Source organism: Streptomyces sp. NPDC001594 (genome assembly GCF_042893675.1).
In the GTDB taxonomy this organism is placed as follows: domain Bacteria; phylum Actinomycetota; class Actinomycetes; order Streptomycetales; family Streptomycetaceae; genus Streptomyces.
On sequence record NZ_JBIAVB010000013.1, the window covers coordinates 206902 to 222019 of the forward strand.

At 71.6% G+C, this 15118-nt stretch carries 14 protein-coding genes; 8 read left to right on the plus strand and 6 right to left on the minus strand.

Features of this window, described 5'->3' with window-relative positions; all coding sequences use genetic code 11:
- Positions 1 to 169 precede the first annotated feature (169 nt).
- Both ACFY0O_RS25575 and ACFY0O_RS25580 read left to right on the plus strand, forming a co-directional pair.
- A complete protein-coding gene (locus ACFY0O_RS25575; protein WP_388950442.1) occupies positions 170 to 817 on the plus strand; it encodes a response regulator in 648 nt (215 codons plus the stop codon).
- Between the two features lie 185 nt (positions 818 to 1002).
- Complete coding sequence (locus ACFY0O_RS25580) at positions 1003 to 1383, plus strand: hypothetical protein (RefSeq protein WP_388950444.1); 381 nt, start codon at positions 1003 to 1005, stop codon at positions 1381 to 1383.
- A gap of 119 nt (positions 1384 to 1502) precedes the next feature.
- Here the strand turns inward: ACFY0O_RS25580 and ACFY0O_RS25585 are convergent, their stop codons facing one another.
- On the minus strand, positions 1503 to 1958 hold the full coding sequence (locus tag ACFY0O_RS25585) for an ATP-binding protein (protein ID WP_388950447.1): 456 nt from the start codon (positions 1956 to 1958) through the stop codon (positions 1503 to 1505).
- Positions 1959 to 2098: 140 nt separating this feature from the next.
- Here ACFY0O_RS25585 and ACFY0O_RS25590 point away from each other — a divergent pair, with 140 nt between their 5' ends.
- On the plus strand, positions 2099 to 3532 hold the full coding sequence (locus ACFY0O_RS25590; RefSeq protein ID WP_388950450.1) for an MFS transporter: 1434 nt from the start codon (positions 2099 to 2101) through the stop codon (positions 3530 to 3532).
- Between the two features lie 24 nt (positions 3533 to 3556).
- Here ACFY0O_RS25590 and ACFY0O_RS25595 read toward each other — a convergent pair whose 3' ends face one another.
- The 5 genes from ACFY0O_RS25595 to ACFY0O_RS25615 form a co-directional block, all read right to left on the minus strand.
- Complete coding sequence (locus ACFY0O_RS25595) at positions 3557 to 4630, minus strand: hypothetical protein (protein WP_388950452.1); 1074 nt, start codon at positions 4628 to 4630, stop codon at positions 3557 to 3559.
- Positions 4631 to 4692: 62 nt separating this feature from the next.
- Entirely contained in the window at positions 4693 to 5865 is a 1173-nt protein-coding gene (locus tag ACFY0O_RS25600) for a hypothetical protein (RefSeq protein WP_388950455.1), read from the minus strand.
- 304 nt (positions 5866 to 6169) lie between these two features.
- Positions 6170 to 6925, minus strand: coding sequence for a hypothetical protein (locus ACFY0O_RS25605; protein ID WP_388950458.1), 756 nt, complete (start codon positions 6923 to 6925; stop codon positions 6170 to 6172).
- A 1156-nt stretch (positions 6926 to 8081) separates the two neighbouring features.
- Complete coding sequence (locus ACFY0O_RS25610) at positions 8082 to 9155, minus strand: prolyl oligopeptidase family serine peptidase (protein WP_388950460.1); 1074 nt, start codon at positions 9153 to 9155, stop codon at positions 8082 to 8084.
- Between the two features lie 378 nt (positions 9156 to 9533).
- Complete coding sequence (locus ACFY0O_RS25615) at positions 9534 to 10142, minus strand: hypothetical protein (RefSeq protein WP_388950463.1); 609 nt, start codon at positions 10140 to 10142, stop codon at positions 9534 to 9536.
- 1030 nt (positions 10143 to 11172) lie between these two features.
- Here ACFY0O_RS25615 and ACFY0O_RS25620 point away from each other — a divergent pair.
- The 5 genes from ACFY0O_RS25620 to ACFY0O_RS25640 all read left to right on the plus strand — a co-directional run bounded on the left by ACFY0O_RS25620 (position 11173) and on the right by ACFY0O_RS25640 (position 15057).
- Positions 11173 to 12231, plus strand: a complete 1059-nt coding sequence (locus ACFY0O_RS25620) for a hypothetical protein (RefSeq protein WP_388950466.1) — start codon at positions 11173 to 11175, stop codon at positions 12229 to 12231.
- A 243-nt stretch (positions 12232 to 12474) separates the two neighbouring features.
- Entirely contained in the window at positions 12475 to 12816 is a 342-nt protein-coding gene (locus tag ACFY0O_RS25625) for a hypothetical protein (RefSeq protein ID WP_388950469.1), read from the plus strand.
- Between the two features lie 79 nt (positions 12817 to 12895).
- A complete protein-coding gene (locus ACFY0O_RS25630; protein WP_388950472.1) occupies positions 12896 to 13096 on the plus strand; it encodes a hypothetical protein in 201 nt (66 codons plus the stop codon).
- A gap of 83 nt (positions 13097 to 13179) precedes the next feature.
- A complete protein-coding gene (locus tag ACFY0O_RS25635) occupies positions 13180 to 13800 on the plus strand; it encodes a chorismate mutase (protein WP_388950474.1) in 621 nt (206 codons plus the stop codon).
- A 246-nt stretch (positions 13801 to 14046) separates the two neighbouring features.
- Positions 14047 to 15057 carry a quinone oxidoreductase family protein gene (locus tag ACFY0O_RS25640; RefSeq protein WP_388950476.1) on the plus strand — a complete coding sequence of 337 codons (1011 nt, stop codon included), beginning with the start codon at positions 14047 to 14049 and terminating at the stop codon, positions 15055 to 15057.
- Positions 15058 to 15118 lie beyond the last annotated feature (61 nt).

Consider the following 15118-nt stretch of genomic DNA (forward strand, 5'->3'; position numbering starts at 1 on the left):
TGCCCCCACACCGCCGCCGGGAGGGTGATCCACGGGCCGGGCCGTACGGGTCGCGCTGCGCGACACGTGGACTGCGAGATCCTGGACGTACACGACGACGGCGTCGGCGTGGACCCGTCCGAGGCGTCCAGGCGTCCGGGACGTGCCACGCGCCCGGGGCGGAGGAACCGTGAGCTACGAAGAGGCCAAGGTCCGGGTGGTGGTCGGGGACGACCACCCGGTCTACCGTGACGGCATCGTCTCGGCCCTGGCCGGGACCGGCAGGGTCCAGGTCCTGGCGGCGGTCAGCGACGGCCGCGCGGCACTCGACGCCATCCGCGAGCACGCCCCCGACGTGGCACTGCTCGACTACCGGATGCCCGAGCTGGACGGTCTCCAGGTGGCGCACGCGGTGGCCCGCGACGAACTGGCGACCCGCGTCCTGCTGCTCTCCGCCTCCACGGAGAGCGACGTGGTGTACCGGGCGCTCCAGGAGGGTGCGGCCGGCTACCTGTCCAAGGAGTCCGACCGGGACGACATCGTCGCGGCCGTGATGGCCTGCGCCAAGGGCGAGAGCGTGCTGCCGCCGGCGCTGGTCACCGGACTCGCCTCCGAGCTGCGCTCCCGGGCCCACTCGGACGAGCCCCTGCTCAGCGCCCGCGAGCGGGAGGTCCTCCAGATGATCGCGCAGGGGCTGTCGGTGCCGGACATGGCCAAGGAGATGTACCTGGCGCCCACCACGGTCAAGACCCACCTGCGGCGGCTGTACGAGAAGCTGGGCGTCTCCGACCGGGGCGCGGCCGTGGCGAAGGCCATGCGCACGCACATGCTGGAGTAGGGCTTACTCCGGGCCCTGCCCTGGGCGGTTCCACCCCCGGTTCGTCCGGTCGTGCGACGCGGGGGCCCGGGAGCCACCGCTTCACTGGGTGGCGTCGGTGCGTGAGGAACCAAGCTCTCCCCACGAGGGACCTGCCGAACCCGGCACGGCACCGACGGGTCCCGGACCTCCAGGAGGACCAGATCATGTGCGTCACCCGTGTGATCCCCAAAGCCATCGTCACCGCCGCCGTAGTGGCCGCGGGTGCCCTCGCGGCCGGCGGCACCGCCTTCGTCACGCACACCGTGCTGGGTTCCGGCGCGTCCGCCGTCGCCGCGGCGGACAACCAGGGCGACGGCCAGGACGACGGTCAGGGCGACGGCCACGACCTCGACGTCGCCATGGCGCAGTCCTTCGGCGCGGTGCCCGTCGCCCACACGACCGAGGCCGGCCCGGCCGCCGCGGCACGGAAGCCGTACGCGGCCGTGCAGGCGGACGGCCTGGAGCAGAAGCTCGGCCTGGTCCCCAAGGCCATGCGACTGCCTCCCGCCGGACTGAACGGGATGCCCGTGATGGCCGCGACCTGAGACCGACCGCCCCCTTCCCCGCTGGGAAGACCGAGAAGCTGCCTGTTGCCGGGCCTCCAACCTCTGCCCGGCAACAGGCTTCTCGCTGTCCGGAGGGGTGCCGGTGGCGTGGCAGTGGGTCAGTGCCGGTGGCAGTGGGTGGCGCACCGGTCCGCGCAGCCGTCCCTCTCCGGGCAGGTCAGGAACTCGGACCAGACGGCCTTGCCCGCGAAGACGCAGCTCTCGAACCCCCAGGCGGTGGCGAGGGACGCCACGATCGCCATCCCCCGCCCCCCGGTGTCGTCCTCAGCGGCCCCGTTCAGGCGGGGAGTGGAGTGCGGGTCCTCGTCCTCCACCTCGACACGGACGTGCGTGTCGTCGGCGTCGAGGCGCACCAGGAACACACCGCGCCCGCTCCCGGCGGGGGTGCCGTGACGGACGGCGTTGGAGGCGAGCTCTGAGACGCACAGCCGGATGTCGTTGGCACGGCGGGTCAGATGCCATTCCTCCAGCATCCTCACGGTGAACGTCCGCGCCTCCGCGACCGATTCCGGCACGGCGGCGAACGCGTGCTCTGCGCGCTTGTGGCTGGGCATGGGACTCACATCCTGTCGCCATCTCTGGCCTCCAGTACGCCATGGATCCCCCGGACGCGGCGTCGTCCGTTCGGCCGACACCAGGGACGATCGAGGGGTCGCAGGCCGTGTCCTGCGCGGGCCTCGCTCGTTGAGGGCGGGTGTTGTTTTCGCGCCGGTCCTCCACCGGGGACCCCTCCCCGCCCCGCAAGGGGTTCGTCGTCGCCGCCATGGGCTGCGCCGGGGGCATGGTCATGCTCGACCAGACCGTCGTGGCGATCGCGCTCGACCCGGTGGCGAGGGACCTGGACCTGACCACCTTCGTCATGCACGCCATCGTGCTCGTCTACAGCCTGGCCATGTCCGTGTTCACGCCGGTCGGCGCCATGGCCTCCCGCCGCTTCGGTCTGCTGCGCACCTTCGAATGCGGGGCCGCACTGTTCGTCCTCGCTTCCGGGCTGTGCGGCCTCGCGCCGGGCGGCGATGCCGCCGAGCCGTACCTGCTCACGGTGCGAGCCGTACAGGGCGTGGGGGCCGCCCTGATGCTGCCGGTGGCCACCACCTTGATCGCGGACGTGTACGACGAGCACGAACGCGGCCGGGCGCTCGCCGTCTACGCCGGCCTGGCACAGGTCTTCTTCGTCGCGGGCCCCGTGCTGGGCGCGGTCCTCATCGACTTCCTCGGATGGCGGTCGGTGTTCCTCGCCAACGTGCCCGTCGGGGCGCTGACCCTGTGGCTGATCACCGCGGCACACGTCCGCAGGCCTCCGGAGGGCGGCGCGCTCACCGCGGGCCAGCCCCTGGCCGTGATCCTCTCGCTCGGCCTGTTCATCATCGGGCTCTACCAGTGCGGCATCTGGGGCGTCACCGACACCAGGACCGTCGCCCTGGTGGTGACGGGAGCGCTGGCCCTGGCACTGACGGTGCGCCTGGTCCTGCGGTCCGGCCGGCCCCTCGTCGACCTGCGGCTGCTGCTGATCCGCCCGTACACCGTGGACGTGACGATCACCTTCCTGGTGCAGGCCGCGCAGCTGATCGTGATGGTGCACGGCACGCTGTTCCTGCGGCAGGCCATGCACCGCTCGCTTCCGGCCACCGGCATCTCCCTGCTCCCCCTGGTCGCGGGCCTGGCGGTGGGCACGTTCATGTCCGGTTACCTGCTGGACCACTTCCGGTCCATCCGGCTGCCGGCCCTGACCGGTCTGGCGGCCGCCACGCTGGGGGCGGCCGCCTGGACGGCCGCCCTGCCGTCCCTCGAATACCCTTGGCAGCTGCCCGGGATGGTCCTGGCGGGCATCGGAATGGGCCTGCCGGTCCCGGCCCTCAGCGCCGAGATGATGCGTGCCGTCCCCGCGGTCAAGCGCACCGACGCGTCCGTCGTCCGGCAGACGCTCCGTCAGCTGGGCGGCTCGATCGGCCTGGCGAGCGCGGGAGCCGTCGTCCTGGGCATCAACGACAACGCCCTGGACGAGGCGGGCCTCATCAGCGCCGGCGCCACACCCGGCGCGTTCATGGTCGCCAGCGCCGTCCTCGGCATCGCGCTGCTCCTCGCGGCGATGATGCTGCCGAAGGGACGGAGCGCCGCCGATCATTGACGGCTGACGGATGATGACGGCACGTCAGGTGTGCCGGATGACGGTGGCTCCGTGGGCGACGACGGTGGCGCCGTCCTCGGCGTAGACCTGCGCGTCACTCCCGGCCGTGACGGTGGAGCCGGCCTGGGCGTAGACGACGGCGCCACCCGCCGCGTACTGCAGGACGGCCTGGTCCGCGACGGTGATCGTGCCGCCGGTGGCGGTGTGGACCACGGATCCCGGGTGGGCGTGGACGGTGCCCCCGGTGACGCTGTGGGCAGCGGACCCCGCCCGGAGCTGGACCGTTCCGCCGGCCACCTCCGTGATCGGGGTGGTGCCGGCCGCATCCACCTCGCCGCCGGTGACCAGGGTCAGGAGGCTGGCACCGCTCAGGGTGACCCGGCCGTCGACCACCTGGTCGACGGTGCTGTGGTCCATCGCCATGAGTGTTCCGCCGTACACGAACGAGCACCACGCGGCGCCGTGCAGCGACGCGGGTCCCTCGAGCAGGTTCTCCATCCTCCCGTCGTGCACGGCCACGTTGTGGCCGGTCATCTTGTTGACGATCGTGCCGTCGGTGTAGCAGTGCCCGCCGCCGCCCCGGTAGTTGACGACGGTTCCCCCGCTCCAGACGGAGCAGACCCCGCCGTCCTTGTCGGTGACCGTGGCACCGTCCCGGATGTCCACGTAGCCGCCGGTCATGCGGGTGATGACGGCGCCACGGAGGAGCTCCACCGAGCCGTCCCGCATGAGCGCCAGGGGTTGCCCGTCGATCCCCCCGTACAACCGCGTCCCACCGATGCCCCGGTGCAGGGTCAGGGGCTCCGCCCGGGGACCTCCGCCGGGCGCGAAGAACAGCCGGTCGCCGTCGTCCATGGACGCGTCCAGCTCGTGCTGCGTGTAGATGGTGCGGTAGCGGAGGTCGGTCCGGTGCCTGAGGTCCCGGGTCTCTCCGGCCGGCGTGTGGCGGGGCTGGGAAGCGGGAAAACCGTTCAGGCTCTTGTCGGCCTGCGCCCAGCGGCCGCGGTCCTCGAGCGGTAGCTCCGCCATGATCCGCTGAACGAGCTCGTCGGGCAGTTCGGACGTCGTCGGGCGTTCGAAACCTGCTGGGTCGGTCAAGAGAACATTCCTTCTTCTGGTGCGGTGCGGCATGACCGGCGCGGGGTCCCGCAGGGGACGGGTCAGCCTTCCTGGATGACGGTGGCGCCGTGGTCGGTGAGGTTGACCTGGCTGCCGTAGAGGTGGACGGTGCCGCCACGGGCGATGACCGCGGCCTGGCCGTGCGCGTGGACGCGCGCGTTCTCTTCGACGGTGACGGTCGAGCCGTCCGCCGCGTGGACCTGCGCGGAGCCGGCGGCGTGGACCGTGGAGCCGGCTCGGGCGTAGACGACGGCGTCGCCCCGTGCGTCGTGCAGCACGCACTGGGCGCCGACGTCGATGACGCCACCGGTGGCCGTGTGCACGACCGAACCCTGGTCGGCGCGGATGCTCCCGCCCGTGACGCTCAGGACACCGGCGCCCGCCCGGAGGTCGACGTGCCCGGCGGACACGTCGGAGATCGGCGTGCCGCTGGCGGACGTCACGTGGCCGCCCCTGACGGAACCGAGGTGGCTGGTGTCGTTCAGGATGACGGAGCCGTCGATCACTTCACCGACGGTGGTGGAGCCCCAGGCCCGCAGGCATCCGTGGTGCACGGTGGAACAGTGCGCCCGCCCTTCCAGGCCGGCTTCGCCGCCGTACAGGTTCTCGATCGTTCCGTCCGTGACGGTCGCCGCACTCCCCGTCCGCTGGCTGACGATGCTGCCACCGCCCCGGCAGCGCACCTCCCCGCCCGCGAGGTCGACGACGGCGCCGCCGGGCCCGACGGTGCAATAGCCGCCGTCCATGCGCAGGACGGCGGCACCGTCGCCGATGTCGAGGTTGCCCCCGGTCATGAGGGTGATGACGGCTCCGTCGAGGGCGTTGACCGCGCCGTGCTCCAGGAGGGCCAAGGGGGTTCGGTCCAGGCCCCCGTGCAGGTGCACCACCCCTCGGCCGGCGTTTCGGCTCAGGGTGAGGGGCTCTCCCCGGGATTGCCCACCGGGCGCGAAGTGCAGTTCGCCCCGTTCGGCCAGGGACTGCTCCAGCTCGTGCTGGGTGTAGATGGTGCGGTAGGGGAGGTCCGTCCGGCGCCTCAGGTCCCGGATCCGCCCCGCCGGTGTATGGCGGGGCTGCGAGGCGGGGAAGCCGTGCAGGCTGCTGTCAGTCTGGGACCAGCGACCGCGGTCCTCCAGCGGCAGTTCCCCCATGAGCCGCTGGAGGACATCGGCGGGGAGCGCGGACAGGGGATGCTCGAATCCTGCTTGGTCGGTCAAGAGAACTTCCTTCTTCGTTCCGGACCGGCGGCAGCGCCGCGCCCATGGACGTACCGCCGCGCGTCGCGTGGAGTCGTGGATGACGTACGGGATTTCGGCCGCTCGCTCCGGGGCGCGACGCCACGCCTCCCCGCGTCACGCCCTCCCGGTGCCGGGCGTCGTCCGTGACTGTATGAGGCGCCGTCAGCTTATAGAAGGGGCAACGGCTCCCAAATGCCCTTTAGGGCGGCAACTCGGGCAGCCCTGACCGAGGGCGGCGCAACGGCGAACCGTGGCACCGGGCCCGGAACCGGCTGCGGGGTGCTCAGCTGATGGGCGCGGCGGTGTCACCGGCCAGCACGAGCTGGGGGACCTGGGAGAAGCGCCAGGTGCCGCCGTCGCGGGTGAACACCCACACCTCGTCGAACCTGCCGTCCGGCCACTTGGCGGGCACGGCGGGCCGGACCGCGCCGAGCGCGTGGACGAGGGCCGGGATGTGCCCGTGGTGCCAGGCGATCAGGGTGGTGCCGTGCTGGGCCGTCACCGCCTTCGCCAGGGCGGCCTCCTGCCCGAGGCCGAAGGACTGGTCCACCTTCCGCCCGAGCTTCCCGGCGAGCGGGGTGACGGTCTCGACCGGTCGTCGGCTGACGGAACCGTCGTCGCCCTTGGCCGTCTTGTCCGTGTGGGAGGCGTAGATCCGGTCCGGGACGCGCAGCCCTGCCCGGATCTGCCCCTGCGTCGGGTCGAAGAGCTCGGCGAGCGCTCCGGCCCGCTGCCAGCCGGTCACCGTCAGGGATTCCGCGTCCCGCTCGCCCCCTACGGTGACGCCGTAGGGCTCCCTGTGCTTCTGCGGCTTCTCGGCATGCCGGATCAGCATGATCGTGTCGGCCCCGGTGGGTGCGGGGGTGCCCGTGGCGGGATCCGCGGCCGGGGCCTGCCGCTCCGGCGCCATGGCCTCCGGCGGCCGGGCGGGGCCGCCGTGCGGAGTGGACTGGCAGGCGGCCAGCAGGAGGGGGGAGAGTGCGGCCGCTGCCGCTGCCCGCATCTGCCAGGTCCGGCATCCGCACGCTCGGCGGCCCATGGACACTCCTCGACGATCGGCCGTTGGGGCTTACGACACTAGGCGTCGGTGGACCGAAAGGCTCCTCCGGCGCCGCCAATGGGGGCGGCCGCCCGACGGGGAGGGCCGGGCTGCCCTGCCGGCCGCCCGGTTGGGCCCTGATGGATTCGATCTTGGTTGCGACGATCGGGTGCCACACCACGGGAAAGGGACACCACATCGCCATGGGCAAGATTCTGCTGGGCCACGGGGCGCTCGATGTCGATCCACGGGTCACGCGGCAGGACATGGAGTTCGTCGCGATCCCGCGGGGGACGACGATCCAGTTCTACGCCGACGCGGGGCAGGACCTGCTCTACGGGGCTGACGAGCTCGACGTCTGGGAGCGGATGCGGGCGCCGTGGCCCCCGCTCGACAGCCGCGACGTGAGCTACAACCTGGTGCTCGACAGCGGGGCCGACTTCTACGCGGCCGATCTTGTCAACGCCCCCCGCTTCGGCGGCCACGAGCTGATCAGGCCGGGCTTCGACGGCTTGCCGGACCGCCTCCGCCTCTGCGCCGGGACTCCCGCCACCTGCCCGACCGACCCCCGCGAGGCCCTGCGGGGCGCGGTGCACCGCTGCGCCGGCGTTCTCGGCCGTTACGGCGGCGAGGACCTGTACTGGCTGGCGTGCACCACGGTCCTCAACGCCGACCGAGCCGTTCTCCACGCCGCCCTCGACGGCCGGCCACGCGCCGTGCTGCTGGGCGCCGACCCGGACTGGATGCCCACCGAGTCCGACCTGCGGGCCGTCGCGAACGTCAACGCCGCCGCCGTGGCGGACACAGGGGAAGGTGGCTTCCTGCCGTTCTGCATCGCCGGCGACCTGCTCCTCATCGGCCGTCCGGACGGCTGCGACGACCACGACGCACGGCACCGGGCCCACGCCCAGTGCCATGACGACGTCTTCTACGGGACGCTGGTGGTCTACCGGCCGGGCGGCATCGTCCCCGCGGGCGGGTTCGACTTCAAGGACGTGCCGCAGGACCAGCACGAGCGGGTCACCCGAGCGGTCCGCCGGTTCTCGGACGGCGAGGTCCGTTTCACGTACTGGGTGCCGGACCGCTCCGACCTGGAGGCCGCGGTGGCGGCCAACCGCAGCGCCGTGGACGGGGCCGCGGAGGGGGAGCTGCTGCCCTACGTCGCGGCAGGCTCCGTGGTTCTCGTCGGCGACCGCCACGACCCCCGCCTCGGCGGCTTCGTACGCCGCCGGCCGGACCACTTCGAGGGAACCCTCGGCGTGTACCCGGGGTGGCTCGTGGGCCAAGCCCCTCCGGGCGCGGGCCGGGAACTGCTCGAACGCCACCTGAGCGAGCAATTCCCCGGCGTGGAGATCTCCTTGGGATACGCCGGCTGACGCCCCGCACCGGTTCGCCGCAACGAAAGCGGTCCCTCCCCCTGGAGGGGAAGGGACCCGCTTTTCTTCCTGGTGTGCTCGTCGCCGACCCGGGCGTCATGGCGCGGGCTGGTCACGAGCACCGCCGGGTAGAAGGTGCCGGGAACGACGTTGTGGTACGGGGAGTAGCCGAGGAGCGTGTCGATGTCCTCCGGATTGTCCGGGTCGCCGAATTCCCTGAGCCACCAGGTGCCGATCCCGAAGCGCGGGTAGCGGGCCATGTCGGTGAGGGCGTCCGAGCACACCGCGGCGGCGTACTGGGAGGGGTCGCGGGTGAGGGCGGCCGCGACGGTGAGGCCGCTGTGGGAGGCGCCGCGGATGGCGAGCTGGGACGGCGTGGTCCATCCCTGCCCGGTCAGCCAGCGGGCGGCGGCGGAGAAGTCGGTGAACGCGTTGGGCTTGTTGGCTCCGCTGCCCGCGGCGTGCCAGGCGGCGCCCTTCTCCCCGCCGCCGCGGACGCCGGCGATCGCGTAGATCCCGCCGGCCCTGACCCAGGCCATGAGCGAGGTGCCGTAGCCCGGGGCGGCGGACGCGCCGAAGCCTCCGTAGGCGTGGAGGATCGTCGGCCGGGGCCCCTGCTCCGCGCCGGGCGGAAGGATCAGGTACATCGGTACTTCGGTTCCGTCGCCGGAGGCATAGGTCACCTGCCGGACGGCGGGACCGGTCCCCGTCCGCCGGCCGTCGCCCTCCGCGGGTGCGAGCGGTTCCGTTCCGCGTTCGGCGAGGTCGAAGCGGTGCACCGCGGGGGCGTGGAGGAAGTCGGTGTGGACGAACCACGCGTGGTCGGCTCCCGGCGACGCGGTCATCCTCGTCATGAAGCCGGGGCGGCCCCTTCGGAGGCTGCCCCTGCCGGCGCAACGCACGCTGGTTACTCGGCGTCGCCCTGGACCAGAGCGGCCTGCCAGTCGGTGATCACGGTGGCCTCATCGGCGGGCAGGAACGGACCCTGACGCGGCATTTCGTTCATGATGTTTCCCCTTCTGAGCGGTAGCGGTGATGACGGGTTCCACTCTGGCCGGGGAGGGTGCGGGTGCTCTGTCATCCGAACGGACGGCCTGCCGGACGATGGTCCTGGAGGTCCTGCTGAGGACCTCCTGAGGCCCGTCGCCCTCATCACCGCCACCGCACGCCGTCTGTCCGCGCAGAGGTCCCGACGGGCCGGAGTCTCCAACACCGGCCCGGCGGTCCCAGGCTCAAGCCTGGCGGCACCGGGGGAGTACCGGGACGCCCGACCTGTTCCGCAGGGGGAACTGCCTCCACCTCTCCGTCCAGTAGCTCAAGCGCTCGGTGTAGTCCAGACAGGTCCCAGCCTGCGGATCCGTGAGCTCGAGCCGCGCTTTGAAGTGCGCGAACTGGTCGTAGCAGTAGCCGGGCAGCACGTGGTAGCGGGCGTCGAACTCCTCCTGGAGCGCCTGCATCCGATCGGCGTACGGGCCCGCGATTTCTTGGACCTTCACCAAGAACTGCTCGGCCGGAGCGTGATGGTCGGACGTCTCGAAGAGGACGCCGGACGGAAGCGCGTCACGCACCTCCTGCTCGAACCGGTCCTGGAGGTACAGCGTGGTGTCGCAGTAGGCGGAGAAATCGTGCAGGGCTGCCAGAATGTCCGTTTCACATGCGTTCTTCGCCGACCGCAGGTGGTCCAACTGGTCGTTGCTCAGCCCTCTTTTCCACGGCATCCGCTCGATCGGCAGGAACTCGGTGTCGATGCGGAACGGCCAGACGTCGCACAGGTAGTGCATGTCCTCCTTCACCAGTTCGACCCATTCCCTGAACTCCTCGTCGGTGTACTGGGCAGGCACGGCGTCTCCTCTCGCAACGGCATGACGGCATGACGGCATGACGGCATGAGCTCCCCATGCTCATGCCCTCCGAGGCGACGGAGGCGCGCCGCAGGCCGACCGTGCACGTACGGGCAGACGATCGGGCCCATCGGTGGACGGCGTCCTCCTCCGATCGTGGAGCTCGATGGCCGATGGGCGCACCCGTACCCCGTGCCACTGTGCGGACGGCGCGCCGCAGGGGCCGTCCCCGTACGCGTCATGTGCAGTCCCGTGAGGAACGAGGAATCCATGCGCCGCAGTCTCGTGCTCGTCCAGGCGATCGCGTTGGGGGGAGGTGTCTGCCTCGTGGCACCCACCGGCTCCAGCGCCACGGCTCGTGCTGTCCCCCGACGGCAGCCGGGCCTATGCCGTGAACTCCGGCACGGTCACCGACACCGGCGGCGTTCGGTCATCGACTCGGCCGGCCGCCGCGTCATTGGCACCCTGTCCGTGGGCGCCAACCCCACGTGGGGACAACCAGACCAGCCTGGTCCACACGCTCGACACGGCGACGAACACCCTCGTCGGAAAGCCGGCCGACCTTCCCGGGTGGGGAATGGTCGCCGGACTCGCGCTCACCCCGGACGGCCGGCACCTGTACGTGGCCGAGGCGGCATCCGATGAGTTGGGCCCTCGGCCACTGAGTCACTTCGCGTTTCCGCAGGTCAGAGCAGGTTTCAGGAGGGATTGAGGGACCGAAGGGACTCAGATTCCGCTCTTCCGGCCTTTACGTGCGTGCGGGTATGCGTGGGCGTAAGGAGTACTGGTGTCATGTCGGCGTCATAACTGGAAAACTCGGTCCCTTCGGTCCCTTCGATTCCGGCGTCACCCCGCTGACCTGCAGGTTTGTCAGGGACCGAAAGTGCCAGGGACCGAACGGCCACCCGGATGTGCCTCCTGCCCTGCGCCTTCCGCTGCCTGCGATCTCCGGGCTTCGGACAGTCACCGTTGAGACGATGACCGAACCCCCGGCCCAGCACGCCCTGCACGCCTTCTCATGGAGTCACGGATGTACGAAGAGGAAATCTTCCAGTTCGACGGAGACGAGTACGCGACGGGGCAAGACGGCGCCCTGGCCCTCGAGCGCCTCAAAGAGGCACTCGGATGGGAGTCCGACGGTGTGGAGCTCCTGGAGCAACTCGCCTTCACCAGCGTCTGCGAACTGGACTGGGAGCGCGTTCCGCTCCTCGTCGACTGGAGGGAGGCCCGCACCCGCGACGCCATGGCGGACGTCGTCCGGGCCGCTGCTCAGCTGCACTGGATCGCCGAGACGGAGCTCGGACCCGACGCCTGGCACGCCTTCGTGCGTGCGTGGCGCCCGCGTGACTTCGTGGGCGATGAGAGCGACGAGGCCGACGAGGCCGACGGCTTCCCTGCCCGGGCCGGAGGCGCCCAGGCCCCGTACGGCGTGTCCGCCGCCCTGCCCGTCGGCCACTCGTCGGCAGCCGGCTGGGAACCGCAGAACCCTACCTGGGGGACCGACAGCTTCGAGGCTGCCGTCGGCACGGACCGGCTCGCCCTGGACCGCTTGGGGTTGGTGTCCGGTGTGCCGGTCACCGGTCTGCCCGCCGTGGATCCCGAGCGGTTCCGGGGAACCATCGGCGGAGGACTCCTCTGCACCCACGACGGAAAGTTCCTGATCGACACCTCTGGGATCACATGCCGGTACCTCATATCCCTCCAGCACGGCGAGGCCGTCTTGTACGTGGACCAGCGCCTCAGCGCGAGCGACTGGCAGGCGGCCGGCGCGACCGCCGTCAGCGCCTACCCCTCCCTCGACTCCCACGGGCAGATCGCCACCGGCCAGATCGTGTGCGCCGGCGACATGCAGGTCTCGGAGGGGAGGATCGTCTACATCGACAACCACAGCGGGTCCTACACGCCGCGCGGCTCGAACCTCGCGGCCGTCCTGCACCTCGTCAAGGAGTTCGGCATCCTCGCGGACGATGCCGCGATCCGGCAGTTCCTGAGCAAGGTGGACGGATACGACTGCGACGCCGGTGAGCTCCGGCAGCTCAACACCGGAGCGGTACAGGAGCGGCTGGAGGGGCGGCGCCAGGACGCGTGAACCCTCTGCCGCCGCGGGCGAACGGCCGCCCCCCGAGGGCGGAGCCGTTCCCCGGACGGACCGTTCGGACGACGCGCGCCACCCGTCCGCCACGGTGTACTCGAAGCCCGGCCCGAGGACACAGCACGAAGGGGTGACGACGACGATGCGACACCGGCCGAGCGCCAAAACCCAGCTCCCGCGCCCACCGCGTCGGCGCCGGCACGCGCATCCGCGCCGACCCCCGCCGGCCCCGGTGTCGCCGTGACCGCACGGACGCGCGTCCCCGCCGGCCCCCACCTGCACACCGCGCTCGTGGCCGGCCCGGCCGCCGACGAGAGGGTCCTGCTGCTGCACGGCTTTCCCCGCGGGCGGCCCGGACGCTCTGCGCCGGATCTACGGCCGCGCTCTGCCACCGGGCCGTGCCGAGACCTACCCGCCCCGCTGGGCCGTACCGCGGCCGAGGGCACCGGAGCGTGGATCGACGCGGACTACCGTTTCGAGGTCCTGCACGGGGCCGGCCACCGGCTGCCTGACGCGCACGCCGACCGCGTCGACCCACTCCTCCTGGCCCACCTGGCGGCCCACCCCGCCTTCCGCCGCTGACACCCCGGCGACGGCTCCCCCTCCCGCTCCGCCGAACGGATGATGCCCCCCGGCGCCGCGACGGCCTAGGTTCGGTCACGTGCTGCACAAGACCAGGGACACCCGACCCGCCGCCCACACCCCTCCTCACAACCCTGCGGACGACCTCCGACACGCGGAGGACGAGGCACTCTCCCGGGCCCTTCACCGCATCGCGTTCTGCATGGAGGAATCCGGCGACGGCCCCACCGCCGAGGAACTGCGCAGGGTCGCCGCTCTCCTGCGGACCACCGTCCAGTGAGCTGACGCGGACATCACGGTCGACCCCCCGGTCGTCCGATCAGAGGACAGCGCCACGGTCGACCAGGACGCGACAGTGGTGCCATGAGCAAGACCCGAATGTGGATGTGGGCCGCCGTGCCGGCCCTGACCGGTATCGGAGCGACGGCTCTCGTGGTCTGCGGCCCCTCCCACAGCGCGAACGCCCACTCCAGCCGGCCGAGCGGCCCGCAGGCCGAGCAGGCGCTGGGAACGATCGTGCGCCTCGCCGCCGAGCGCGTGATGACCGCGGACACGGTGGCCGCGGCGAAATGGGGCACCGGCCGGCCCATCGACGACCCGGCCCGGGAGAAGATCGTCCTGGACAACGCGGCGGCCCGGGCCACGGAACTCGGGATCGACCGCGCCACCGTCCAGCGGATCTTCAAGGATCAGATCGACGCCAACAAGGACGTCCAGCGCGCGCTCTACGCCCACTGGCGGGAACACCCCACGAAGCGGCCGTCCCACCACCCCGATCTCGCCACCCAGGTCCGCCCCGTCCTGGACCGTGTCGACAGCCGGCTGCTCACGGCCATCCAGCAGGCCCAGCCGCTGCTGTCCCGTCCCGGCTGCGACGTGCTGCTGAAGTGGCGGAAGGCGGTCACCGTCCGGACCATGGAGTTGGACGCCCTCCACCGCAGCGGCCTCGACCGGGCCCTCGCCCACACCTGCCGCGCGCGCTGACCGCCGCGGTCACGGGCCTCCCTACCGGTCGCCGCTCCGGGCCTGTCCGAGCAGCTGCGCCACCATGCCGTGGGAGCCGCCTCCGGCCTGCCGGGCCAGGCCGCCCAGCACGGTGTCTCCGTCGAGACCTGCCCGGTGAACCGTTCCATCAGCGCCGGGTACCTGCCGCCGCCGGACCGGGCGCGCCGGGAATCGGATCGCCGTCAACGGGGTTTGTGGGGGATGAACCGTTATCGGAGGAGGGCCATGCGAGCGATACAGGTGTACGAAGTGGGCGGTCCCGAGGTGCTGCAGGAGGCCACGGTGGACCAGCCGCGGCCGGGTCCGGGCGAAGCGGTCGTGGAGGTCTCCGCAGCCGGGGTCAACTTCCTCGACGTGTACCACCGCGAAGGCCGCTACAGCCTCCCGCTGCCCTTCACCCCGGGCGCTGAGGGCGCCGGCACGGTCGTCGAAGTCGGACCCGGCGTCGCTGACGTCGCCGTGGGGGACCGGGTCGGTTGGGTGGAGATTCCCGGCGCGTATGCCGAACGGGCCGTGGTGGATTCGTCCCGGCTGGTGCCGCTGCCCGACGACATCGGCTTCGAGACCGCCGCCGCCGTGCTCCTCCAAGGCATGACCGCGCACTATCTCATCAAGGACGCCTACCCGGTTCAGGAGGGCGACACGGTGCTCGTGCATGCGGCTGCCGGTGGCATGGGACTTCTTTTGACCCAGCTCATCACCCATCTCGGCGGCCGGGTGATCGGCACGACGTCAACCACGGCGAAGGCCGAGCTGGCGAAGCGTGCCGGGGCCGCTGAGGTGATCGTTTCCTCCGCGGTCGACGATCTCGCAGCCGGAGTGCGACGGCTCAACGGCGGTGAGGGACTGCCGGTTGTCTTCGACGGCGTCGGCGCGCACACCTTCGATGCGAGCCTCGCCAGCCTGCGAACCCGCGGCCACCTCGTGCTCTTCGGCGCGGCAAGTGGTGCCGTGCCGCCGTTTGATCCGATGCGGCTCGCCCACGGCGGTTCGCTCACCCTGATCCGGCCCAGCCTCGGGGACTTCATCGCCGATCGGTCCGAACTGCTCCGACGGGCCGCCGATGTGTTCGAGTGGGTACGCTCCAAGGCGCTTGAGGTCACCGTAACGGGCCGCTACGCATTGTCCGAGGCTGCTCAGGCCCACAGCGATCTGGAGGCTCGGCGTACCACCGGCAAGCTGCTCGTCATACCCGATGCGGCCGCTCTTGGACGCTCTGAGGAGACGCGGAGCTGATCGCGGGTGACGAGGTCGGGGATCACCGTCAGGCACTCAGCAGGCCAAGATCAACTTCTAG